Origin of the sequence: Hydrogenophaga luteola (assembly GCF_042648585.1) — a bacterium.
GTDB lineage: Bacteria > Pseudomonadota > Gammaproteobacteria > Burkholderiales > Burkholderiaceae_C > Hydrogenophaga > Hydrogenophaga luteola.
Genome location: NZ_JBHRXX010000009.1, coordinates 616,672 through 640,560, shown reverse-complemented (window position 1 = coordinate 640,560; position 23,889 = coordinate 616,672). Strand labels below are relative to the sequence as shown.

Annotated in this window: 14 protein-coding genes and 1 tRNA gene; 8 read left to right on the top strand and 7 right to left on the bottom strand. The window is 65.0% G+C overall.

All coding sequences use genetic code 11. From position 1 onward, the window contains the following. Positions 1–26: 26 nt before the first annotated feature. Both ACFOPI_RS21755 and ACFOPI_RS21750 read right to left on the bottom strand, forming a co-directional pair. Entirely contained in the window at positions 27–1,214 is a 1,188-nt protein-coding gene (locus tag ACFOPI_RS21755) for an ABC transporter substrate-binding protein (protein WP_382178709.1), read from the bottom strand. A gap of 391 nt (positions 1,215–1,605) precedes the next feature. Continuing rightward, positions 1,606–1,911 (bottom strand): RNA-binding protein, encoded by a 306-nt coding sequence (locus tag ACFOPI_RS21750; protein ID WP_066263510.1) that lies wholly within the window; start codon positions 1,909–1,911, stop codon positions 1,606–1,608. A 310-nt stretch (positions 1,912–2,221) separates the two neighbouring features. Between ACFOPI_RS21750 and ACFOPI_RS21745 the strand changes: the two genes are divergently transcribed. The 8 genes from ACFOPI_RS21745 (at position 2,222) to ACFOPI_RS21710 (ending at position 13,293) form a co-directional block, all read left to right on the top strand. After that, positions 2,222–5,155 carry a sensor domain-containing protein gene (locus ACFOPI_RS21745; protein WP_382178705.1) on the top strand — a complete coding sequence of 978 codons (2,934 nt, stop codon included), beginning with the start codon at positions 2,222–2,224 and terminating at the stop codon, positions 5,153–5,155. Positions 5,156–5,233: 78 nt separating this feature from the next. Next, positions 5,234–6,238 carry a UDP-glucose 4-epimerase GalE gene (gene galE, locus ACFOPI_RS21740; protein WP_382178702.1) on the top strand — a complete coding sequence of 335 codons (1,005 nt, stop codon included), beginning with the start codon at positions 5,234–5,236 and terminating at the stop codon, positions 6,236–6,238. A gap of 49 nt (positions 6,239–6,287) precedes the next feature. Further along, entirely contained in the window at positions 6,288–7,928 is a 1,641-nt protein-coding gene (locus tag ACFOPI_RS21735; RefSeq protein ID WP_382178699.1) for a PKD domain-containing protein, read from the top strand. A 161-nt stretch (positions 7,929–8,089) separates the two neighbouring features. Further along, on the top strand, positions 8,090–8,986 hold the full coding sequence (locus tag ACFOPI_RS21730; RefSeq protein ID WP_382178697.1) for a glycosyltransferase family 2 protein: 897 nt from the start codon (positions 8,090–8,092) through the stop codon (positions 8,984–8,986). Further along, positions 8,986–10,944 (top strand): asparagine synthase (glutamine-hydrolyzing), encoded by a 1,959-nt coding sequence (gene asnB / locus ACFOPI_RS21725; RefSeq protein WP_382178694.1) that lies wholly within the window; start codon positions 8,986–8,988, stop codon positions 10,942–10,944. Before ACFOPI_RS21730 ends, asnB begins: the two co-directional genes overlap by 1 nt. Before the next feature lie 299 nt (positions 10,945–11,243). After that, positions 11,244–11,352 (top strand) — tRNA-OTHER (locus ACFOPI_RS21720). After that, positions 11,304–12,155, top strand: a complete 852-nt coding sequence (locus tag ACFOPI_RS21715) for a glycosyltransferase (RefSeq protein ID WP_382178691.1) — start codon at positions 11,304–11,306, stop codon at positions 12,153–12,155. The genes ACFOPI_RS21720 and ACFOPI_RS21715 overlap by 49 nt, the downstream gene beginning before the upstream one ends. 22 nt (positions 12,156–12,177) lie before the next feature. Continuing rightward, positions 12,178–13,293 (top strand): polysaccharide deacetylase family protein, encoded by a 1,116-nt coding sequence (locus ACFOPI_RS21710; protein WP_382178688.1) that lies wholly within the window; start codon positions 12,178–12,180, stop codon positions 13,291–13,293. A gap of 33 nt (positions 13,294–13,326) precedes the next feature. On the opposite strand, the gene ACFOPI_RS21705 is transcribed toward ACFOPI_RS21710, so the two are convergent. Genes ACFOPI_RS21705 through ACFOPI_RS21685 form a run of 5 tightly spaced genes read right to left on the bottom strand, consistent with a single transcriptional unit; the run spans position 13,327 to position 23,855 of the window. After that, a complete protein-coding gene (locus tag ACFOPI_RS21705; protein ID WP_382178685.1) occupies positions 13,327–14,217 on the bottom strand; it encodes a hypothetical protein in 891 nt (296 codons plus the stop codon). Next, the gene (locus ACFOPI_RS21700) at positions 14,207–15,661 is read right to left on the bottom strand and encodes an undecaprenyl-phosphate glucose phosphotransferase (RefSeq protein ID WP_382178682.1); all 1,455 of its coding nucleotides are present in this window, start codon (positions 15,659–15,661) and stop codon (positions 14,207–14,209) included. The genes ACFOPI_RS21705 and ACFOPI_RS21700 overlap by 11 nt, the downstream gene beginning before the upstream one ends. 40 nt (positions 15,662–15,701) lie before the next feature. Continuing rightward, on the bottom strand, positions 15,702–16,646 hold the full coding sequence (locus ACFOPI_RS21695; protein WP_382178679.1) for a hypothetical protein: 945 nt from the start codon (positions 16,644–16,646) through the stop codon (positions 15,702–15,704). Beyond that, positions 16,643–22,645, bottom strand: a complete 6,003-nt coding sequence (locus ACFOPI_RS21690; protein WP_382178676.1) for an amino acid adenylation domain-containing protein — start codon at positions 22,643–22,645, stop codon at positions 16,643–16,645. Before ACFOPI_RS21690 ends, ACFOPI_RS21695 begins: the two co-directional genes overlap by 4 nt. Beyond that, positions 22,632–23,855 carry a glycosyltransferase gene (locus ACFOPI_RS21685; protein WP_382178673.1) on the bottom strand — a complete coding sequence of 408 codons (1,224 nt, stop codon included), beginning with the start codon at positions 23,853–23,855 and terminating at the stop codon, positions 22,632–22,634. The genes ACFOPI_RS21690 and ACFOPI_RS21685 overlap by 14 nt, the downstream gene beginning before the upstream one ends. Positions 23,856–23,889: the final 34 nt, after the last annotated feature.

Below are 23,889 nucleotides of genomic sequence, written 5' to 3'. Positions count from 1 at the left end.
GCATTCGCTGGGCAAAAAAAGCGCGGTCAGCTCAACTTGCAGCCGGCACCCGAGTCGGCCACCGCCTTCTGCGCGATGCCGATCACCTTGTTTTCCTTGTTCTCGACCTTGCGCAGGTACATGTCCTGTACCGGGTTGTGGGCCTTGCTCATGGTCCATTTGCCGCGGGGGCTGTCGATGGTGGCGCCTTCCATGGCGGCGTAGAGCGCCTTCTTGTTACCCAGGTCACCCTTGACGGCGTTGGCGCCCTTGATCATCAGCAGGCCGGTGTCGTAGCCCTGCACGGCGTACACGTCGGGCTGGAGCTTGAAGGTCTTGGCGTACTCCAGACGGAATTTCTTGTTCGCCGGCGTGTCCAGCGAGTCGCTGTAGTGCATGGTGGTCAGCACACCGTTGGCGGCGTCACCAGCGGCCTCCAGCACTCCTTCGGTCAGGAAACCCGAGCCGTAGAGCTGGATGCTTTTGTTCAGCCCTGCGGCGGCGTAGTCCTTGAGGAACTTGGCCGCGCCGCCACCCGCGAAGAAACAGGCCACGGCGTCGGGCTTGAGCGAGGCGATCTCGGTCAGCAGGGCCTGGAACTCGACGTTGGGGAAGGGCAGGCCCAGCTTCTTGACGATGGTGCCGCCGGCCGCGGTGTAGCTCTGCTCGAAGCCTTCGAAGGCCTCGTCGCCGGCGGCGTAGTTCCAAGTGATCCAGACCGCCTTCTTGTGGCCGCGGTCGACCATGGCCTTGCCCAGTGCCAGCGTCGGCTGCGAGTTGCTGAACGAGGTGCGGAACACGTTGGGAGCGCACTGTGCGCGGGTGGCGATGTGCACGCCTGCGTTGGGGATCAGGTTGAGCACGCCGGACTCGCGCGCCACTTTGTGGATGCCCATCTGCACGCCCGAGTGCACGGTGCCGACCAGCACATCGACTTTGTCGCGCTGCACCAGGCGGGTGGCGTTCTCGATGCCCTTCGCCGGGTTGGACTCGTCGTCGACCTTGAAGAACTCGATTTCGCGGCCACCCAGCTTGCCACCCTGTTCATTGATGGCCATGCGGAAACCGTTCTCGATCGCCACGCCCAATTGCGCAAACGTGCCGGTGTAGGGCAGCATGAAGCCGACACGCACCTTGTCAGACTGTGCGCGCACGATGGACGGCAGCAGCAGACCGGACGAGGCGGCGCCGATCACGGCGGCGGAGCGGGTGAGGACGAGGCGGCGGGTGGTCATGAGATGTCTCCTTGGATGTCGAACGAGTTCACTGTAGGTGCGGGCTTTTCTGCTGGCGATCCAGAGTTACCCGTACTTTAGGCATGAAATATCGAGGATTGAACCGTGTGAGTCAGGCGAAGTCCACACTCGGTGCAACATATTGCTGTCACATGCAGTATCTTGCATGTCGCCAGAGGTGGGCACAGGTGAAAACCCTTGCTGACAAAGCAGGGTCACTGGCAAGCGAAGAAGAGGCGTCTCGAACCTGAAGGGGTCTGAGCCCAGACCCCATGCAACCCACAAAGGGTAGTCAGCACATCGGGTCGGTATATCTGTGAAAAGAAAACCTAAGCACTAGAACTGCGGGCGCGCCGCAGTGTGCTTGAAGGGCGTGCGCCGGGCCCTGTGTTCAGAAAAAGTTCGACTCCGCCCACTGCGACGATGGGCCATCGTCTTCCGCGGTCACAGGGACGTTGAGGTCCAGTACAAACACGACCTCACCCCCAAAACGGCCGACCCCCAGCGTCTTCATAAGCGTCTGCTCCTGCTCGGGCCGCTCCATTCGCATGAAGCAAATGGCTTGTTTGGTACCTTCGTGCATGGCTGTAAGGATGTCCAGTCGCGTGATGCGGCCAAACTGGCCGCACAGCTCATGCAGTGCGGACCTCAGGCTGTTCACATCACGGTGTTGCCGGAGTTCTGCCAGTGCGCTCACATTTACCCTTTCTGTCGTCGGACCCGATCCCAATGCTGAATCATTCGGTGCAGGTTTCTGACGTGGGGCAATGTTAATACGGAAGCTACAAGTTGCAACCGTCCTGTTACGTCTTTCCTTCCCCAAAACAGGGGGCTTGCCAACTAGTCCACAACTGACCCGCTTATCAGGCCGCTTGCAAAGCCGGGACGGTCGTGTGCGAGGCGGTATGCTTGATCCATCAATCGATGAAAGCGGGCGCCCCATGCAACAAGGACACCGTGCAGATCCACACGATGAAGCAACTCCCTTGACAGCACACACAGGCCCCGTGACGTCGGGTGTGGAATGGACTCAGATCACCCAACTGGCGACCCACATCGGTCAGGTGTCTACAGCGCTGCTGGTCAGGTCTCATCCTGACGGTGCGCTCTTGGTGGCTGCCAGCGGGCTACCTTCAAACGGTCAGGTCATGGCCACAGAGTTGTGCGCCGAAGTGATGGCCGATCCTGAACTGGCTGGTACATGCCACGACCTGACGGCGCTTGCGGCCTGGGCACACCATCCACTGGTCGCTTCTCTGAGAATGCGTTTCTGCCTTGTGCTTCCGCTCCCGACCAGTGAGGCTTACAACGACACCTGGCTGGCGTTGCTGGACGGCGAACCGCGAAACGCCGAGCAAGTGAAGGCCATGCTTCCTGCCTTGCAAGCTCTGGTGAGTCATGTGGGGCAGCTGCAGGAGTTGGTCTATCAGCAGCAGCAGTCCGCACACCTGACCCAAGGCAGGGAAGAGCGGCTGGGCAAGGCGTTGCATGAAAGCGAGAGCCGGTTGAACCTGACCGAGCACACAGCAGGCGTGGGCAGCTGGTCGGTGGACATCAACACCGGGCACATTCAACACTCTGACGAGTACGGCAGCATCCTGGGGTTGGGACCCGGGGAGGCGGTCGAGGACCTCGCCGCGATGGTGCTGCGGTATACGCCCGAATGGCGCACCGGCATTCGCCAGCGGCTGGAGCGCTGCGCCCAGACGGGTGAAGCATTTGACGAGGAGATCCAGGTGCAGGTGCCTGGAGCGAGTCCGAAATGGGTTCGTACGGTAGGCAATGCCGTGCGGGACACGCAGGGGCGGATCGTTCGAATACAGGGTGCTGTTCAGGACATTTCCGCTCAGAAGCAGGCTCAGCAGGAAACGCTGCGCCTGGCCATGCGGCTGACTACCACGCTGGCCAGTATCACAGAGGCTTTCGTGACGCTGGATCGCCAGTGCTGCTTCACCTATCTGAACCAGGAGAGCGAGCGGCTGCTTCAGAAGACCACAGCCGAGCTTCTGGGCCGGGAGGTGTGGCACGACTTCAGCGAGGGGTTGGCGCAGCGGTTTCGTACGCAGCTGGGCGTGGCGCTCAAGACCAACCGGCGTGTTGAGCTGGAGGATTTTTTTCCGACATTGGGCAAATGGCTGGAGGTGCGGGCTTATCCGTTTGCTGAAGGCTTGGCCGTCTACTTCCGTGACGTCACAGAGCGCAGGCGTTCTCAGGAGCAGCTGATGCTGCTGGAGACCAGTGTGGCGCGTTTGAACGACATCGTGGCGATCGCCGAGGCCGGCTCGGGCCCCGATGACGAGCCGCGGATCGTGTTTGTCAACGATGCATTCGAGAAGCAAACGGGGTACAGCCGAGACGAGGTCCTGGGGCAGACACCGCGCATCCTGTTGGAACTCGATCCAGCAATGTTCAAGCTGCTTGAAAAAGCGCGGGGGCTGAGGGAAACGCGCCAGGCACGCACCGAACTGATGATCCGCCGCAAGAACGGGGCTTCGTTCTGGATTGAGCTGGAGGTCGTGTCGGTCCAGGCCAGTGCCGAAGAGGTGACGCACTGGGTGGCGGTGGGGCGGGACATCACGCAGCGCAAGAACGCCGAGGACATGATCCGGCACCTTGCGTTTTACGACCCTCTGACGGACCTGCCCAATCGCCAGCTGTTGCTGGACAGGTTGCAGAAGGCGCTGTCGCAGAGCGCGCGCTCCGGTCAGTACGGTGCGCTCATGTTCATCGATCTCGACAACTTCAAGATCCTCAATGACACGCTGGGACACCATGTTGGAGACCAACTGCTGCAGCAAGTCGCCCAGCGGCTGACCAAGAGCGTGCGCAAGACCGATACCGTGGCGCGCCTGGGGGGCGATGAGTTCGTGGTGATGGTCGATGACCTGAGCACGGACGCGGCCGCCGCCGCCAGCAAGCTGCGCACCTTGGCAGAAAAAGTGCTGAATGTGTTGCGAGAGCCGTTCCAGATTGCCGGGCACCAGCACTTTGCAACACCCAGCATCGGGGCCACCTCGTTCAATGGCGAACAGAGCGACGTGAGCGAACTGCTGAAGCAGGCCGACCTTGCCATGTACCAGGCCAAGGGGTTAGGTCGAAACACCCTGTGTTATTTCGACCCGGACATGCAGGCTTCGGTCAGCGCCAATGCAGCGGTTGGAGCCGCCCTGCGCGTGGGTCTGCGTGAGAAGCAGTTTGTGGTGCACTACCAGCCGCAGGTGGACCGCCAGGGTGTCGTCACTGGGGTGGAGGCGCTGGTGCGCTGGCAGCATCCCGAAAAAGGACTGGTCAAGCCCGCCGACTTCATTCCGGTCGCTGAAGACACCGGGCTCATCCTGCCGCTGGGCATGTGGGTGCTGGAAACCGCCTGTGAGCAGCTCGCAACCTGGGCGTCGCGTGCGCAGACCGCACACCTCAGCATCGCTGTGAACGTCAGCGTCTACCAGTTCCGGCACCCGAACTTTGTGGACATGGTCATGGCCGCGATCAAGCGCACGGGCATTCGTCCGCACCGGTTGAAGCTGGAACTGACCGAGAGCCTGCTCGCCGACCGCATGGAAATCACCATTCAGAAAATGGGCATGCTCAAGGAGCTGGGGGTCACCCTGTCGCTGGATGATTTCGGGGTTGGCTACTCTTCTCTGTCGTGCCTGAAGCGGCTGCCCCTGGATCAGCTGAAGATCGACAAGGGCTTTGTGGCCGACGTGCTCACAGACCCCAACGACGCGGCGATCTCCCGCGCCATCATTGCGCTGGCACAGAGTCTGAGTCTGCAGGTGGTGGCCGAAGGGGTGGAAACGCAGGAGGCGCGGGATTTTCTGGCCTACCTCGGGTGCGATCAGTTCCAGGGGCACCTGTTTGCGCCCGCCCTTCCCATCGAAAAGCTGGACGAATTTCTCCGCAATCCGTCATCTGACATGATGTCTGCTGTGGCGGGTTAGGTTGCCTGTGATCTCGTTAAAGAGGGCGCCTTTTTCTCAGTCGTTTTTGGTCGTTTGCGTGGATGGATGTGAATTTTCATGAATGTCTTGTTAACTGGCGGATGTGGATACATTGGCAGCCATGTAGCTGTGGTTTTGATGTCCGCAGGTCATCGAGTATCCATTGTTGATAATCTGTCCAATAGCAGCCGGACTGTGGTGGACAGGATTTCTGCGATTGTCGGTCAATCTCCTGCGTTCTATTGCGGAGATGTGGGTGATGTGGAGTTGGTGCGAAGCATTATTCGAGAGAACTCCATTGACTCGGTCATTCATCTTGCCGGCTTCAAGTCTGTTGGCGAATCGGTCCAGTTGCCTCTGAAGTACTATCAGAACAATATCTGCGGGGCTTTGGGTTTGCTTCAGGCCATGGAAGCTGAGTCGGTTTCCCATCTGGTGTTCAGCAGCAGTGCCACCATTTACGGAGACCCGCAGTATCTTCCTGTGGATGAGGCGCACCCGCAGCATGTCATCAATGCGTACGGGCGCAGCAAGTTGCACATTGAGGACATGCTGCGGGATGTCAGTGCAGCCCGTCCATCTTTTGGCGTCGTCTGTCTGCGCTATTTCAATCCCGTAGGAGCCCACCCGAGCGGATTCATTGGTGACCGGCCAAGAGGGATTCCAAACAACCTGATGCCGTATGTGGTCCAGGTGGCGTCGGGAGAGTTGGAGCGATTGAGGGTATTTGGTGGCGACTATCCGACACCCGATGGAACGGGGGTCCGTGACTATATTCACGTCATGGATCTGGCGGAAGGTCATGTGGCCGCTCTGAATTACCTTTCGTCGCACAGTGGCTGGCACGCATTTAACCTGGGAACCGGTAGGGGATACAGTGTGCTGGAAATGGTCCGTGCTTTCGAGGCGGAATCCGGTCAGACCATTCCTTTCGAAATCACTGACCGGAGGCAAGGGGATGTGGCCTGCTCGTATGCCGATATTCGTTCCGCCGCACGGGAGCTGAATTGGCGGGCTACGAGGTCGCTGGAGGACATGTGTTCCAGCGCTTGGGCGTTCCAGAGGCGGTTATCGGTTGATTGAACTGCGGCATCTGTTGGCGACTTTGCTCGCCAGAAAGTAGAAGGAACAAATGCAGATCCCTGCCAGGTCATGTTTCTCCATGTTGCTGGCGGCGCTGGCCGGTGTGGCGCTATGGGCTGCTTGTGGTCCAGCACATTCGGGAGTGAACTCCCTGGGCCAAGTTGAAGCCCTGGGCGGCAAGTCCTATCCAGTGTCGGCGGGTCACGGTGATCGAGAGCTTCTTGTCGGATTGAGAGGCTTTTCGCCGACGTGGGCAGGCGAATTCGCGCAGGTGGTCGATCGACCCGCCGTCCAGCGCGGTGAAACGCCCGGAGGCGCTCAGGCCTCCCGTACTGTCATGGCGAGTCTGGAAGCTACGCGCTTGAGTGGGCCTGCGCCGCTGGCGGTGCAGTTTGACGCCACGGGCACCACCTCCAGTCTAGCGGGGCAGCACCCATTCCACCAGGTGCGCTATTCGTTCAATTTCGGCGACGAGCGGGCCCAGACATGGCCGATATCGGGTCTGCCCAAGAATGTGCAATCGGGCGGGCCGTTGGCGGCGCACGTATTTGACGAACCTGGCACCTACCAGGTGCGTGTTCGCGCAACCGATCTGGCGGGTGGGTACTCGGAGCGTTCGGTCAGCGTGGAGGTGCTTGACCCCAACGTGGTCTACGCGGGGACCGGAACGATCTGCGTGTCGGCGGCAGGCAACTTCTCGGACTGCCCGGACGGGGCGTCGCGCGTGGCGATGGTGCCCAGTTCAGCGGCAATCAACAACCGCCGGGTGCTGTTGCGCCGGGGTGAGGCGTTCGGCACCATCGAGATCGGACATGGCAGCCAGAACGTGCAGGTGGGCGCGTTCGGGGTCGGTGCGAAGCCTCGGGTGAGTCGCGTGCTGGTGGGGGGCATAGGGCCTACTTCGTCTGCTTTCCCGCGCGACATCACTGTGATGGATCTCAACATCCTTCAGGGCCTTGAACAGTTCGTGACCATGTCCCGCCTGCTGGTCTACCGCAACACCTTCGACGTGCCAACGGGTGAGCTGACCACGGCCCAGATCAATCTGGCCAGCGCGCTGGCCTACATCGTTCAAAACCACAAGCTCGCCCCCAGCCAGTACCACCAGCCGCGGGAACTGTTCATAGTGGAAAACCAGCTGCGCGGCAGCACAGCCAACCCTCACCTGAACATGGCAGGCGAAGGCAGCCGCTTCGTGATCATGGGCAACGACATGGGCACGGCCCAGCAGCACACGGTGCGCCTGTGGGGCGTGCACAAGGGCTTCATTGCTCACAACGCGCTGCGTGGCCGCTCATCTGATGGCATCCGGGTGGCCCTGAAGATCCACTCCGGCGGCCTGGGTGAATACAACGACAACTACGCGATCTCGGGCAGCACCTGGGCATCGAGGCAGATCGTCATTGCCAACAACCGCCTGGGGGATTCCACGGACAACAACTCGTTCACCGGCGGCGCCAGCCCCGAGAACAACGGTCCCAACAGCCGCCAGGGTCTGGAAGACGTAGTGCTGGAGAACAACGTGTTCCACCGCGGTCCGAACACGAACACCGAGTTCATCCTGATGGGGCGTCGCATGACATCGCGCGGCAACACCCGTGCCGATGGTGGTGTGCCCAACATCAACCAGTTCGGCAATTCTTACAAGTTGCTGCCGCCCGACTGGGTGGGCCCGTTCTTCACCCGGTAGCCGTCGCGCCTTGTCCATCGAGCGGCTGGCGGCTGCAAACGAGGGTCTTGCTGGCGCCGGAACAGGTACAAATTGTTGCGTGTACCATCCGTTCCAATACCCAGCTGAATACTGCCGACTCAGTTGTGGGGCCCAAAACCCAAGATCTGCACACCCCAGATATGACACAGCGTTATGTTTTGATCTCGCCGTGCCGCAACGAGGCGAAGTACATGCGCCAGACGCTGGACACCGTGGTGAGCCAGTCTGTTCGCCCGGCCCGCTGGGTCATCGTCGATGACGGTTCCAGCGATGCGACGCCGCAGATCCTGGCCGAGTACGGGGCCCGCCACGACTGGATCCAGATTGTCACCCGTCAGGACCGCGGTCACCGTGCGGTGGGTCCGGGCGTTGTGGATGCCTTCTATTCCGGATACGCAGCGATCCATCCGCAGGACTACGAGTTCGTCTGCAAGCTGGATCTGGACCTGCGTTTGCCGCCTCGTTACTTCGAGATCCTCATGCAGCGAATGTCCGACGAGCCCCGTATCGCCACCTGCAGCGGCAAGGCCTACGTGGAGGAGGGCGGGCAGCTCATTCCAGAGCGTCATGGCGACGAAACATCGCTGGGCATGACCAAGTTCTACCGCGTCAGTTGCTTCGAAGCGATCGGCGGCTTCGTGCGCGAGGTGATGTGGGACGGCATCGACTGCCACCAGTGCCGCATGAAGGGCTGGATCGCCTGCAGCTGGGACGACCCCGAGTTGCGCTTCGTACACCTGCGACCCATGGGCTCCAGCCAGGACAGCATCTACACCGGCCGCATGCGCCATGGCTACGGGCAGTACTTCATGGGGACCGGCTTTCTGTTCATGGCGGCGAGCGCGTTGTCGCGTGTCAACCAGAAACCCTACGTGCTCGGCAGTGCCGCCATGTTGTGGGGCTGGCTGAAAGCGGCCCTGCAGCGCAAGCCGCGCTACGACAACCCGGAGTTCCGGCGCTTCCTGCGCGCCTACCAGTTCCGGGCGCTGCTGGTCGGCAAGGCCCGCGCGGCGCGTGAACTGACGGGGCGTGCCTGATGTGTGGCCTGGCTGGAATCGTTGGACGCGTCGGGGAGGCGAACCGCCTCGCGCTGCAACGCATGACGGATGCCATGGCGCATCGGGGACCCGACGGCGACGGCGTCTGGATGGGGCCGGCAGACGCCCGTGGCTGGGGCGTCATGCTCGGGCACAGGCGGCTGTCGATTCTCGACCTCACCTCGGCAGCCTCGCAGCCGATGACGGATCCGGAGCGCGGCGACGTCACCGTGCTCAACGGCGAGATCTACAACTACACCGACATTCGCCGGGCGCTCGGTGCCCAGGGCCAGACCCTGTGGTCGAGTGGCGACACCGCGGCCATGCTGAGACTCATCAGCATGCAGGGGTTCGACGCCGTGCAGGAGCTTCGTGGCATGTTCGCGCTGGCCGTGTGGGACCCGCGCCGCAGCGAGCTGCTGCTGGCGCGCGACGCACTGGGCATCAAGCCGCTGTTCTTCATGAGGAACCCCGATCTATCGGGAGACTGGACCTTCGCGTTCGCGTCCGAGGTGCGCGCTCTGCTGCGTTCCGGCCTGCTGCGCAAGCCTCGCCTGCGCCGGTCCGCCGTGGCCAGCATGGTCTGGAACGGGTTCACGGTGGCGCCGGAAACCATCGTCGATGGCATCGAATCGCTGTGGCCGGGTGAGATGCGGGTCTATGCCCAGGATGGCCGAGAGCTGCGGCGCAAACGCTACTGGACGCAGGCCGCGCTGCCCCGCGATGGTGAGTCGACCGACCAGGACGTGGCCATGGCGCTCGAAGACAGCGTGCGCCGCCACCTCGCGTCAGATGTTCCGCTCGGCGTCTTCCTCTCGGGTGGGGTGGACTCATCCGCCATTGCCAATGTGGCCAAACGCGTCTCCCGCGACCCGGTCCACTCCTTCACACTCGCGTTTGCCGAGCAGGAACGCAACGAAGGCGAGATCGCCCGGGCCGTCTCGAAGGCCATCGGCACTCAGCACCACGAGATCGTGCTGCGCCATGAGGGGTTTGTCGACCGGCTGGACGAGGCCATGGGCAGCCTGGACCAGCCGAGCTTTGACGGCCTGAACTCGTTCTTCATGTCGCAGGCCGTCGCGCAAGCCGGTTTCAAGGTGGCCCTTGTGGGCAGCGGGGGCGACGAGCTGTTCGGTGGCTACACCTCGTTCCGCGACCTTCCTGCGATGGCGGCCTGGTCCCGCCGGCTCGGGTTCGTCCCGGACGGTCTGCGCAACGCCGGTGCGCGGGCGTTTGCACGCTGGAAGGCGCCCGACGGTGGGGCCTTCCGGCCCCAGACCCGCTGGGCCAAGCTGCCGACCATGGTCGAGGCCGGGGACGACCTGCTGGCGCTCTATCAGTGCGCCTATGCACTGTTTCTGCCAGACACCCACCGCAGCCTGCTGGGCATGGCAGGGCAGGGTCTGGAGGCGGGCTACTGGGGGTTGCCGTCCGATGTGGTCGCCGCCTTGCGTGCCGAAGTGGACGGGCGCAGCGATCTCTCATCCATCGCCATGCTGGAGCAGCGCCTGTTCCTGGGCGAGCGCCTGCTGCGCGACGCCGACTCGACGAGCATGGCCGCTTCCATCGAAACCCGCCTGCCCCTGGTCGATCAGCAGTTGCTCGAAGCGGTGGCGTCCTTGCCGGACGACGTCCGTTTCCACCCCGTGCGCTCCAAATCGATGCTGCGCAGCGCGGGACTGCAGGGGCTGGACCCGGCGCTGTTCGACCGGCCCAAATCGGGCTTCGAGCTGCCCTATGACCACTGGTTGCTTGGCGCACTGGGCTCGGAAGTGGGCGCGGTGCTCACCGACCGGGACCTGATGGCCAGCGTGGGGCTGGCGCCCACCGTGGTGGCCGACCTCTGGCGCGCCTACCAGGCCGGCGCCCCAGGTCTCTACTGGACGCGGATCTGGTGCCTGTACGCGTTGGCATCGTGGGCGCGGCGGCATGGTCTGTCGGTGGAGTCCGCGCCATGAGGGTGGCCTACCTCATCAGCGAATATCCGAAGGTCAGCCACAGTTTCATCCGCAGAGAAATCGCAGCGCTGGAGCGGCAGGGTGTCGAGGTGTTGCGTTTTGCGATCCGGGGGCCGTCCGACGGAAGCCCCGACTCGGCGGACGTCGAGGAACTGCGTCGCACGCGTTACGTGCTGGGCGCGGGCGCCATGTCCACACTTGCCCACGTGGCAGCGGCTGTGGTGCGACGTCCGAAGGACTTCATGGCAGCGGCCCGCTCTGCGTGGCGGCTGTCCCGCCGGGCGGAACGCAGTCTGCTGCACCATGTGGCCTATCTGGTCGAGGCCTGCATCGTCGGGAACTGGATGCACAAGGAAAATGTGCTGCACCTGCACGCGCACTTCGGTTCGAACCCTGCCGCGGTGGCCATGCTGGCGGCGCAGATCAACGGTGGCACTTTCAGCTTCACCGCGCACGGCACGGTAGAGACAGACGCTGCGCAGTTCATCGGAATTCCCGAGAAGGTGCGCCGTGCGGCCCACGTGGTCGCAGTCAGCGAGTACATGCGCAGCCAGATGTGCCGTTGGGTGGAGCCCTCTCACTGGAAGAAGATATCGGTTGTGCATTGCGGGCTGGACGAGGGATACCGGGTTCCCCCCGCGCACCCGTTCAACGAGGTGCGGCGCTTCGTCTGCGTGGGGCGATTGAGTTCGGAGAAGGGGCAGTTCGTGCTGATCGATGCTCTGGGCGAGCTGCGCCGACAGGGCGTGGAGGCCGAGCTGGTGCTGGCTGGTGATGGCGAGCTGCGGTCCGCCATCGAACAGCACTGTCAGCTGCGTGGCGTCGCGGACCTCGTGCGCATCACAGGCTGGATCTCCGGTGCCGACGTTCGCAAGGAGATCGAAGCGTCTCGCGCGCTGGTGCTCAGCAGTTTTGCCGAGGGCTTGCCGGTTGTGTTGATGGAGGCCATGGCCTGCGCGAGGCCGGTGATCGCCACACGGGTTTCCGGTATTCCCGAGCTGGTGCGCGATGGGCAGGACGGCTGGATCGTGGCGCCTGGCAACGCCACGGAGCTGGCGCAGGCCATGCGCCGCGGCCTTGAAGCGGATGCCCCGCAGCTCCAGGCCATGGGCGAAAGAGCCCGGGCGCGTGCACTGGAGCGGCACGATGTCGACCGGTCGGCGCGACAGCTGCGCGAGATCTTCGCGCCACTCGCCGGTGGCAACGCATGACCGCGCACAGCGAGTGGATGCCATGAGCGCGATCTCGACCCTCAAGGCCCTGGTCCGGGACACCTGTGGCCACGCCCTTTCGGTGGCCGGTGTGACCGCGCCGGCGCTCCGACTTGGGCAGAGGCTATCGATCGTCACTTTCCACCGCGTCCTGACCGAGCCGCAGCGACGGCTCTATCCGCTGCCGGGGCTCGCCGTTACCCCGGACGAACTGGACGACCACCTCCGGTTTCTCACCCGCCATTTCCAGTGCCTGTCGCTTGATGCCGCCCTCAGGTTGTGGGAGGCGGGTCAAGGCGCTGGACGGCCGCTGCTGGCGATCACCTTCGACGATGGCCAGCTCGACAACTACGAGAACGCGCTGCCCGTTCTGGAAAAGAACGGCGTCACCGCCAGCTTCTATGTTCCCAGCCAGGTGCTGGAGGACGCCACGCCGCTGTGGCATGACACCATGGCGGTCTCGGTCGCCTGGCTGGTGACCCACCTGATGGGAAAGGGCCTTGGGTCAGGATCCATGGATCGCGGCGCGGCGCTCGCGTTGTTCGCTGAGCTGCACCCTGGCGGGGAACTGGGCGGTGTGGCGAGCCACCTCACCGTTGAATCCGCGTTGGAGCACACGAAACGCTGGAGCCCTGCCCAGCGTGAGGACTGGATGCGCCGGGCCAGCGGCGTGCTGCCTCTCGCGCAGCGGCCCGCCTGGGACGGGTTCATGAGCGTCGGGCAGATGAAATACCTGGTGGCACGCGGTCATGAAATTGGCAGCCACTCCCACTCCCATGCGTTGCTGCCACAGTGTACGGACGACGAACTGCGCGCCGAGATCGCCGGCTCCCGCCAGAAGCTGGAAGCTGCGCTTGGCACGCCCGTGACCACCTTCTGCTACCCCAATGGGTCTTTCGATTCGCGCTGCGTGGCGCAAGCCCGTGAGGCTGGCTACCGGGCGGCCGTCACCACCCGCTGGGGCAGCAACTCGCGCAGCGACGATGTCTTTCGCCTGCAACGCTTCAACATGAATGCCCAGCACGCGCAGGACCGGAACGGGCATTTTTCCGAAGCCCGCCTGGCGTGGCGCATGAGCGGGCTGCATCCGGGTCTGGACCGGGTGAGCCAGGACCCTTGCGGCGGCGACGCCACGTAACAGCAGGCAAGCGCCCAGAGCTTTGCGGGCCGCTCAGTCTTTTCTGGGCGCAAACCCCATCACGGCCGGATGGTCCAGCCGGTGCAGCAGCGCCTGCATCGAGGCGATGCTCTGGAAGCGGCCAACGAACTTGCCGAACAGCGAGCGTTTGAGCAGCGGGAAGCCGGCGTCGATCATCTGTTCGGGGCAGTTCAGGCACAGGTCCAGGTGGCGAGAGCCATCGGTGTACCAGTAGGCGCCCACGCTGACGTGAGGGCTGGCCACCCGGGCCAGCAGGGTTTCCTGCAGCAGGATGACCGCCTCGGAGGAGTTGTAGCTCCACTCGCTGGAGATTACCGGCTCGATCACCTTCAGCAACTCCGAGTCGACCTGCCGGGCGATCAGGGCAAAGGACTGCAGATGATTCTCTTCAAGCGCGTTGGCGCTCAGGCCCGCCACCCGCCAGGGGGCATGCTCGACAAAGGGAGTCAGCGGGGAAAAGGGGCCGAGCACGGAGTCGTTGAACATCAGCACATCGGAGCCCGGGGCCCGTTGTGCCAGCTCGCTCAGGCAGATGGCGTAGGCCGAGAAGTCGAAGCCATCGGTGCCCTTCCAGTACAGCGCATCGCAGTGCCGCTTCAGCTCATCAAGCAGCGGGTGATTCGGTGGGCAGGCGCACACGATCATCACCGAGGCGTTCTCGGCAGCGAGGCGCCTGAGCGTGAAGCGGTGTTGGGTCGACAGCTGGCCTTGAGGCGCGTAGAGGAAGTACATGAGCCAGCGGCCGGAACCGCGCACTGGAACCAGGGCCCTCCAGGCGGGGGGCTTCTGGCGCGTCCGACGGGCCCGCCACCGGGCCACGACGATGCGCGGGCGCGGCTGGCTGGGTTCGTAGTTCCAGAAGGTCTGTGCGCCTCCCACCGGCCTCGCGAGTTCAGTACGCATTCTTGCCCGTCAGTGCGCCCAGGGTGCGCAGCAGGATGGAAATGTCGAGCCACAGCGACCAGTTGTTGATGTACTCGATGTCCGACTCGATGCGCTCCTGCATGCGCTCGATCTCGCTGGTCTCGCCCCGCAGGCCACGCACCTGGGCCAGTCCCGTGATGCCGGGCTTGATGTTGTGCCGTGCGAAGTAGGCGTTGATGCCCTTGGAATACAGCTCGTCGTGCTGCACCGCGTGCGGCCTTGGTCCCACCAGCGACATCTCGCCCATGAGCACGTTGAAGACCTGTGGCAGTTCGTCCAGGCTGGTCTTGCGGAGGAACGCCCCCACTCGGGTGACCCGGGGGTCGTTGCGGGTGGCCTGGCGAATCACGCCGGCCTCGGGCTGGTGCACGTACATGCTGCGGAACTTCCAGATGTGGAACACCCGCCCGCTCCATCCCTTGCGCGCCTGCCGGAAGAACACGGGGCCCTGGCTGTCGAGCTTGATGGCCGCCGCGATGATCAGCAGGACCGGCGAGATCAGCACCAGGATCAGCAGGCCCAGGATGCGGTCTTCCAGGGCCTTGAGCAGGAGCCGGGTGCCTGTCAGCGGCGTTTCGGACAGCGTCAGCACGGGCAGCCCCGCAATCTCTCGAACGCTGTGGTTGACCAGCAGCAGCGAGAAAATGTCCGGGACCCAGTGCACCGACACATGGCGGTCCAGCAGCTGGAAATACAGGTCCTCGATCAGGTCGGACTCGCCCAGGGGAATGGCGAAATACACCGTGCGCACGTCGTGGCGCTCGATGATGGACAGCATCTGATCAAGCGGTCCGATGATGTTGAGCTCCTTGAGCGATGCGAAGTCCGAGCTTTCGTACAGGGTGGCGCCTGCCCGGGCCTCGTTGCCCCGCGCAGCCGAGGGCAGCTCCAGACAGCCCACCACCTTCTGGTTCAGCCACGGGTTGCCCGAAATCTTGTTCTGCAGATAGCTCGCGAGCTTGCCCGTTCCGACGATCAGCACGTTCTCTGCGGGCACAGCGTGGACCATGACCCGGATCTGGATCTCGCGACTGAGGTATTGCAGAAACACCTGCAGCAGATAGCCCGCGATGAACAGCTGCCCCAGCAGCAGGCGGGAAAACACATCGGTCTGCTTGGTCACAAAACCGACCAGCAGCAGGAAGCCGAATGTCAGCGACCAGGCCTTGAAGAGGGTCAGCGCCTTGCGCGTGAAGCTGCTGTTGCTGCGGTAGACGCCGAACTGGTTGTAGGCGAACACCATCACCATGGCCAGGATGAGCAGCAGCACCGTATAGGGCGGGGTGACGGTGCCGATCTGTTTCTGTATCAGCAGCAGGGACAGCGCCATCACGGCCACCAGGTCCACCACGGCCTGCACCGCCGTGGAAATGCTCCCGCGGCGCTTGAGGATGGATCGATGGGGTCTCTTCGAGAGTGCCATGGCACAAATGTATCGGGTTACGACGAGCGGGCGACCCGCATCAGCTGCCGCGCTGTGCCACCCCGGTCTTGGGGTAACTCGTCACCACCGACCAGATCACCTCGCTCATTAGGCGGGCCAGTTCCGGCGAAATGGCGGGCAACAGCGTCCCGTCAACCAGCCGGATGGTCTGCGGCTCTGCCGGCGGTGGACGGTGATAGAGGACGGCGTAATGGGTGAGGGCGACGAGGTAGTTGCCCAGCGCACTGAGGTGGATCATGTCGCGTTTCCCCTCGTCGCTGATGTAGAACAGGTCTTCGCGCGAGCGCAGCCGGTCGACGCCACCTCGGGCCTCCACCTCCCGCACCAGACGGGCCATCACCTGACCGGCGGGAATGACGTACACCGGACCGCCGGTGTCGCCGTGCGCCAGGCCCCTGGCCAGGAGCACGCCCTCCCAGTAGAGGCTCAGGTCCTCGTCCAGCCGCTCCAGCCATCCTTTGGGGTCGTTCAGCTCGTGCCAGAGTTCGTAGAGGTAGACGCGGGTTTTCGGATTGGCCTTGCGAGCCGCACGGGCCCACTGGCGGATGTACTCCGGGCTGTCGTGGTGTTTGATTGAGTCCTTGATCTCCACTGCCTCGGTCAGGATCAGCACATCGAACTGACCGCTGTCGACGGCCTGGCGCGCGTCCTGGAATCGGGGGTGCGCGTTCTCGACCTCGAAGCCATTGACCGGCACGTCCGGTTCCCAGTGCGACCTCAGCGAGGCGCCCCAGCCCAGTTGCGAGCGGTGGTCGTGACCTGCGCCCGCCAGCTGCTCCAGCATCATGGGAATGTCCTTGTTGACCAGGCTGTGGCCGATGTGGAAGACACGCAGCGGCTTGTCAGGCGGTGACAGCGGCTGCGTGTACAGGGCCGAGAGTTCGGCTTGGTCGAGCGACTTGTGCCATCCGCAGGCGGTGAGTGCGAAGGCCAGCAGGTATTTCAACGAGTGTTTCAGCATCATGTGGTGGAGGCACGGGTTGAAGAGGGCGCCGCAGTATGACCGGTCCGGGCCGGGGAAGTGCCCATGCGTCTGGCCTCGGCGAGGTGCGGTCGCATCGCGGCAGCCAGCACCTCCACATGGGGCGGTTCCAGGATGTCCATGTGTTTGCCGGGGACGCGTTCGATGGTCAGCCGCGGCAGCAGCGAGCGCCAGCCATAGGCCGGCGCCGTGGACAGGTCGCCACCGGCCTGAAGGAACAACGCGGGCAGATCGCAGGGGAGGGCCTTGTGGTCGTGCATGGCCTTGGCATAGACCTGGATGCGCCTGCTGCCGGGTTCGTGGCGGTGTTCGGTCTGGTGCCGGTACACGCGGTAGATGTGCCGCAGGTGCCCGAACCCCTCGCGCCGGAGCAGGCGCAGGCGCCGGAGCACGCCCGCCACCAGGTGCCTGAAACCATGCCCAGGCAGTTTGGAGTCGAGCAAGGCGATCAGGCCGATGGCTTCGCCTTCTGTCTGCAGCTGGCGGGCCACCTCGAACGCGAGCAGGCCACCGATCGAAAAGCCGCCGAGGAAATAAGGGCCGTGCGGCTGGATGCCTCGGATCAGATCCTTGTATTCCCGGGCCAGCGTCTCCACGGTCACCACGGGCGGCGCCAGGTCCATCGGCTGTTCCAGCAGGTCGATTTCGGTCTGTGAGAACACGCCGTACACCGGCACGCCCGGATCAAGCAACTGTGCCAGCCGCCGGTACATCTCGGCCCCTGCGAGCAGGAAGAAGCCGGGGCCCTGGCCACCAGGTCGCAACACCGCCACCGGGATGTCCTTGTGGTCCTCGGGCACGGTCTGTGACAGCGCCTCGGCCAGCTCCGCCACCGTGGGGTGCTTGAACAGCAAGGCCAGCGCGCAGGGCCGTTGCAGCGCCGACTCGATGCGGCTGACCACCCCCACGGCCAGGATCGAGTGCCCGCCGAGATCGAAGAAGTTGTCGTGGATGCCGATCATCTCCGTCTGCAGGGCGGTCTGCCAGATCGACAGGATGGCTGTTTCGGTGGCGTTGCGGGGCGGGGTGCGTGTCCGCGACGCCTCGTCGGACGGAGCCGGCAGTGCCCGGCGGTTGGTTTTGCCGTTCGGCAGCACGGGAATGGCATCCAGCTCGACGAACAGGCCGGGCACCATGTGGTCGGGCAGCCAGTGGCGCAGGTGTTCGCGCAGGGCTTCCCGGGTGGGCATGGTTCCCCGTGGCACCACGTAGGCGACCAGCCGGGCCTGGCCTGGCGCGTCTTCACGCAGCATGACCACAGCGCGTGCGATGGATTCGTGGGCGAGCAAACGGGCCTCGATTTCTCCTAGCTCCACCCGGAACCCGCGCAGTTTGATCTGGTCGTCGAGCCGGCCTCCGTGTTCCAGCGACCCGTCGCAGCGCCAGCGCCCGCGGTCCCCCGTGCGGTAGATGCGCGTCACGAGCGGGTCCTGCGCGTGAGGTTGCTCGATGAAGCGTTCGGCGGTCAAGGTCTCCCGCCGGTGGTAGCCGATGGCCACCCCCGTGCCGCCGATGTAGATCTCCCCGGGAACCCCGATCGGGCAGGGCTGCAGCTGCGGGTCGAGCACCTGGATCGAGGTGTTGAGCACCGGGCGTCCCAGATCAATCGCCTGCACGGCGTCCGGCGACACCCGCCAGCAGCTGGACCAGACCGTGGTTTCGGTGGGGCCGTACATGTTCCAGACCTCGCCGCACCGGGCGAGCAGCCGCGAGGCCAGGTCGGGCGTCAGGGGCTCGCCCCCCACCAGCGCCTTGAGCCGCGGGTTCCCGGCCCAGCCGGCTTCCAGCAACAAGTGCCAGCGCGACGGTGTGGCCTGCAGCACGGTGATGTCCTCTTGCGCCATCAGCTCGGCCAGCGCCCGGCCATCGGTGGCGTCGGCCTGGCTGGCCACGACCACGGTGCCACCCGTGCCCAGGGGGAGAAACAGCTCCAGCACGGCGATGTCGAAGCTGGGGGTGGTCACCGCCAGCAGCCGGTCGTGCGCGGTGCAGCCGGGCGCACGCGCCATGCTCTCCAGCAGGTTCACCACGGCCCGGTGTGGCACGGCGACCCCCTTGGGGCGACCCGTGGAGCCGGAGGTGTAGATCAGGTAAGCCGGGTCTTCCGGGCGGGCATCGAGCAGGGCGTCGTCCGGCAGCCGATGCGGTGCGGTCGCGTCGATCTGCGTGCGGTCAACATCGACCAGCAGGCGAGGGGTCTGGTGCTCGTCCAGCACCACCGAACTGTGACTCACCAGCAGCGCCAGCTCGGCGTCCTGCATCTGGTCGCTCAGCCTCTGCCGGGGATAGTTGGGGTCCAGGGGCACGTAGGCCGCGCCGGACTTGAGGATGGCCAGCAGCACGATCACCAGCTCGTGGTTGCGGGGCAGGCAGACGCCGACACGGCAACCCCGCGCAATGCCGCGCTGCCGCAACAGCCGCGCCAGCCGGTTCGAAGCCTCGTCCAGTTCGTGGTGGGTCAGCCGCGCAGCGCCGTGGACCAGCGCGGGCCGCTGGGCCGACTGCAGCAAACCCCGGGCCACCCAGGCGTGCGCCGACGCCGCGGCGGCGGCCTCGACAGGGCCGCGCGACCACTGGTTCAGGCGCTTTCGCTCGGCCTCGCCCAGCAGCGGGAGTGTGGCCACGCGGGAGTCCGGCGCCTGGACGGCGATGCGCAGGATTTGCAGCAAGTGCTCGCCCATGCGCTGCACTGTCTCCGGCACGAACAGGTCGGTGGCGTACTCGATCACGAAGGCGTGGTCGTACATCACGTCGACCACCACGCTCAGGTCGAACTGGGTCGACGCCCGGTCGAAGTCCAGCCGCGACCAGGTCAGGCCTTCGAAGTGGCAGTCCCGGGCCTGCGTGTTCACCATGTTGAAGAGCACGTTGAACAGCGGCTGGCGGCTGCTGTCCGGCCTGGCCGCCAGTTCGCGGACCAGCACCTCGAAGGGCATGTCCTGGTGCTCAAACGCCTCCAGCGAGACGGTGCGTACGCGGGAGAGCACCGTGAGGAAGTCCGGGTCGCCGTCCAGATCGGTCCTGAACACCAGGGTGTTGACGAAGGTGCCGATGAGGTTTTCGGAAGCCAGGTGGTGCCGGTTGGCAATGGGCACGCCGATGCCGATGTCGGTCTTGCCCGTGTGCCGGTGCAGCAGCACGTTGAGCGCCGCGATCAGCACCATGGACAGGCTGGCACCGTGCGCCGCGCCGAGGGCGCGCAGGCCAGCGATGTGCTCGTGCTCCAGCGGGAACCGCAGCGCCGCACCGCGGAAGCTCTGCTCCAGTGGGCGTGGCAGGTCGTTGTTGAGCGGCAGCGGCTCCAGCCCGTTCAACCGCTGCGACCAGTACGCCAGCTCGCTGGCCCGGCGCTCCTGCTCAAACCAGTCCCGGTGCCAGCGCGCGTAGTCCGCGTACTGGATCGGCAGCTCGGGCAACGAGGCCTCGGTTCCGGACAGCTGGGCGCTGTAGTGCGCTGCCAGCTCCCGCCCCAGCTCCGCGAACGACCATTGGTCGCTGACGATGTGGTGCATGACGATCAGCAGCACCGCATCGTGTTCGGCCAGGTGGATGAGCTGCGCCCGGACCAGCGGGCACTGGTCGAGCACAAAGGGCTGGCAGGTGACATCGGCCAGATGGCGGCGCACCACCTCGTCCGGTGGGCTGCTGCCATCGGTGGTCAGCCGCACGGGCTGAAGGTGCACGGCCGGGGGGGGGACCACCTCGGCCAACACGCCGTCGGCCGTTTTGACAAAGCGTGTGCGGAGGATCTCGTGGCGTTCGACCACGCGATCCATGGCTGCCTGCAGGGCGGCCACCTCCAGCGGTCCCTTCAACCGCATGGCCAGCGGGATGTTGTACGCGCTGCTCTGCGGCGCCAGTTCGTGCATGAACCACATGCGCTCCTGGGAGAACGACAGGCCGAATCGGCTGCCGGGGCCGCGCGCGGCTAGGGGCGTGACGTCTGCCGGCACCGGCGCGCTTGCCACGGCGCTGTCCGGCGTGGCCGACAGCTGCGCCAGCCGGTGGGCGAGTCCGCGCACCGTGGGGGTCTCGAACACTGCGCTGATGGGCAGGTCGAGGCCGAGCCTCGTGCGCAGACGCGAGACCAGTTGTGTGGCCAGCAGCGAATCGCCGCCCAGGTCGAAGAAGTTCGCGTCGTGCGCGATCACCTCGTGCCCGAGGATTTCGGACCACAACAGCGTCAGGGTGTCCAGCAGCGCGGCGCTGGCTGCAAGGTCGGGCGCCGCCGCGGCGGCTGTGTGGGCCTGTGTCGACAGGCGCAGGGGCTCCAGCCGCCCCTCCAAGTAGAGGCGCCGCGCCGCGCTGCGCTGCGGCTTGCCGCTGGAAGTCCGGGGCAGGGTACCGGTCCGCAGGGGAACGATGTCGTGCAGATCCACCTGGTGTTCGGTGGCCACCCGCCGGTGGACGGCATCGACCAGCTGCCGTACCACATCCGGCGAGGGACGCCGGCTGCACTCGACCAGCACCACGACCGCTTCCCGGTCTCCCTTGTCCACCGAAATCGCGATGACGCCACCGCCCCGAATGCCGGGGTGCGCCGCCTCCGCGGTCTGCTCCAGGTCCTGGGGGTAAAGGTTGCGGCCGTTCGCGATGATCAGGTCCTTGCGTCGGCCCGCAACAAACAGCTCGCCGCCGTGCAGGAAACCCAGGTCGCCGGTGCGCAGGTAGCGCGTGGGGTCGGCGGCTTCTGGGGCGAGGGTGCCGCCAAAGTGCTCGGCCGTGGCGTCGGGCTGTCCCCAGTAGCCCCGGCCCACGCTCGGTCCGGCCACCCAGATCTCGCCGATGCGGTCGGGGGCGCAGGGCATCCTGGTGTCGGGATCGACAATGCGCAGCTGGAAACCCGGCAGCGCCGGTCCGCAACCCACCAGGGTTCTGGTGCCAGCCGCTTCAGGGTCGGCTGGGCGCACGTCGTGACGTTCGATGGCCCGTGCATCCAGCGTCACCTGTTGCAGCGGCGTGGTGGCGTTCTTCACGGTGACTGCGAGCACCGCTTCCGCCAGCCCGTACGAGGGTGCGAGAGCGGCACGGTGGAACCCGAACGGTTCAAAGGCCTGTGAGAACGCCTCCAGCGTGGTGGCTCGCACCGGCTCCGCGCCGCAGGTGGCGTACCGCCAGCTGTCCAGACGGGCGTTCCATCGGGGCGAGCGGGCCAGTGCCTGCACGCAGGCGGCGTAGGCGAAGTTGGGCGCACCGCTGTGGGTGACGCCATGCATGGCAATGGCTTCCAGCCACCTCAGGGGGTGCAGCAGGAACTGCACGGTGGACATCAGGAATGAAGTGCCCCCGGAGTACACCGGCTGGAGCACGCCATGCACCAGGCCGTAGTCGTGGAACCAGGGCAGCCAGACCAGCGCCTTCATCCAGGGCGTATCTGCCCCGCTCACCAGCGAACGGCACTGTGCCAGCACGTTGTCGTGGGTGATCTCGACGCCCCGCGGGGCGCTTGTGGACCCGGAGGTGTACTGAAGGTATGCCACCGTGCTCTCGACCAGGCCTACGGGTGCTGACGCCACCGCGTTGGACTGCGGCGATCCATTCAGCAGTGTGTCCAGCGTGCACCACATGCGCCCGGGGATCTGGGCGCGGCCGGTTTCAATGTGCTCCTCATCGGTCATGGCCAGCGCCACATCCGCATCGTTGGCAATGCCCAGCAAGCGCGATTCGCTGTTTCGTGCATTCCGGGTGTCCGGAGCAGGCGCCGGGACGGGGATGGCGCCGGCCAGGATGCAGCCCCAGAACAGCTGCACAGCGTCCAGGTGGTTGTCAAACGCGAGCAACACCCTCTCTCCTGGCCCGATGCGCTCACGCAGACGCTTCGCGATGGCTTCGGCCGACTGGCCCAGCGCGGCGTAGCTCAGCGTGTGGCTGGCGTCCAGGCCGTGCCCCAGGAACACATAGGCCGCGTGTTCGCCATAGTCCGCCACACGCTTGCACAGCAGTTCGCGCAGATGCGCGTACTGAACATCAGAGGTGGGCACGAATCACCTCGCTGCGGTGCCTGAAGACGGCGACATCGTTGAAGGGCTGACCATCTTGCGCCGCACGCCCAATCAGATCCGCCAGCCGCTGGCGGTCCCGCGCCAGACCGGTCAGACTGGAAACCAGGGCGCCGATGTCGTCCTTGGGGGTCAGCAGGCCGCCGCCGTGGGCAGCGATCAGGTCTTTCGGGAATGGGCTGTCGTAGCCGATCAGGGGAGTCCCCGAGACCAGCGCTTCGATCAGGTTTCTCGGCGACTCCGGCGTCTTGTGGCAGAACACGAACACCTGGGTCTCGCGCAGGACATTCAGGATGGCCGCACGGTCCCGGATGAAGCCGGGCAGCGCGACCTGCCCGGTCAGGCCCAGACGCTCCACCTGAGCCTTCATCTCGGGCAGCCGTTCGCCGTCTCCCCACCAGGTCGCGCGGAAATCGACACCGGCTTCCTTCAGCGACGCCATCACCTGGATCCAGTCGTCGGCACCCTTCATCACGTCGGCGCGGCCGAGATAGCCGATGTGCAGCGGGCCGTCTATGACGCCCTGCAGCTTGCTGCGGAGGGTGTCGGGCGGGATGCGGTCTTCCTCGCGGAGGTGGATGTCGTGGACGATTTCCGCCTTGGTGGCGTAGGGCGCGTAGGTGGCGAAGGTTTCGGCGCCATGGAACAGCCCGAGGGCCGAGCGCCGGATGATGGCCCGCTCCAGTGCGGCCATCGGCCGGTGGTACAGGGATGCTTTCAGCCGCGCCCGGCGGGTGCGGGCCGCACGGGCCTCGTGCCGCACCACTTCGGACTCCACCCGGTCGGTCCAGACAGCAAAGCGCCGACCCTTGCGGTGAGCCTCCAGAGCGGCCACCGAGCCCCAGTCACCGAAGAGCCCACCAATGGAAAACGACAGATAGTCCGCTTCGTCGATCAGCTGGGCGATCTGGCGCCGCACCGATGGGAGGAAGCGGAAAAATCGGTCGGGGCGGTAGGCCGACGGCAGTGCGACGAGGTGCACACGTTCCAGGTCAATGGCCGACGAACGCACCGGAATCCAGCTCGGAGGTGGGGTGCCGAGCTCCAGCGGGTGCATCACCGTGACCTGCTCGAAGTTTTCGGCCCATAGGCGCAGTCCGTTGCAGGCCTGGTCCTCCAGCAGGTAGCCGTCCTTCCCGGCGTACAGCGGCACGGGTGCATACAACAGCAGGTGGCTGCCGGAGGTCTTCATGTGGGTGCTTTCACGGTGTTGCATGGCTCGTCGG

Coding starts and splice junctions, on each gene's coding strand:
- ACFOPI_RS21755 (WP_382178709.1), bottom strand. CDS start 1,214: ATGACCACCCGCCGCCTCGTCCTCACCCGCTCCGCCGCCGTGATCGGC.
- galE (WP_382178702.1), top strand. CDS start 5,234: ATGAATGTCTTGTTAACTGGCGGATGTGGATACATTGGCAGCCATGTA.
- ACFOPI_RS21735 (WP_382178699.1), top strand. CDS start 6,288: ATGCAGATCCCTGCCAGGTCATGTTTCTCCATGTTGCTGGCGGCGCTG.
- ACFOPI_RS21730 (WP_382178697.1), top strand. CDS start 8,090: ATGACACAGCGTTATGTTTTGATCTCGCCGTGCCGCAACGAGGCGAAG.
- asnB (WP_382178694.1), top strand. CDS start 8,986: ATGTGTGGCCTGGCTGGAATCGTTGGACGCGTCGGGGAGGCGAACCGC.
- ACFOPI_RS21710 (WP_382178688.1), top strand. CDS start 12,178: ATGAGCGCGATCTCGACCCTCAAGGCCCTGGTCCGGGACACCTGTGGC.
- ACFOPI_RS21705 (WP_382178685.1), bottom strand. CDS start 14,217: ATGCGTACTGAACTCGCGAGGCCGGTGGGAGGCGCACAGACCTTCTGG.
- ACFOPI_RS21700 (WP_382178682.1), bottom strand. CDS start 15,661: ATGGCACTCTCGAAGAGACCCCATCGATCCATCCTCAAGCGCCGCGGG.
- ACFOPI_RS21695 (WP_382178679.1), bottom strand. CDS start 16,646: ATGATGCTGAAACACTCGTTGAAATACCTGCTGGCCTTCGCACTCACC.
- ACFOPI_RS21685 (WP_382178673.1), bottom strand. CDS start 23,855: ATGAAGACCTCCGGCAGCCACCTGCTGTTGTATGCACCCGTGCCGCTG.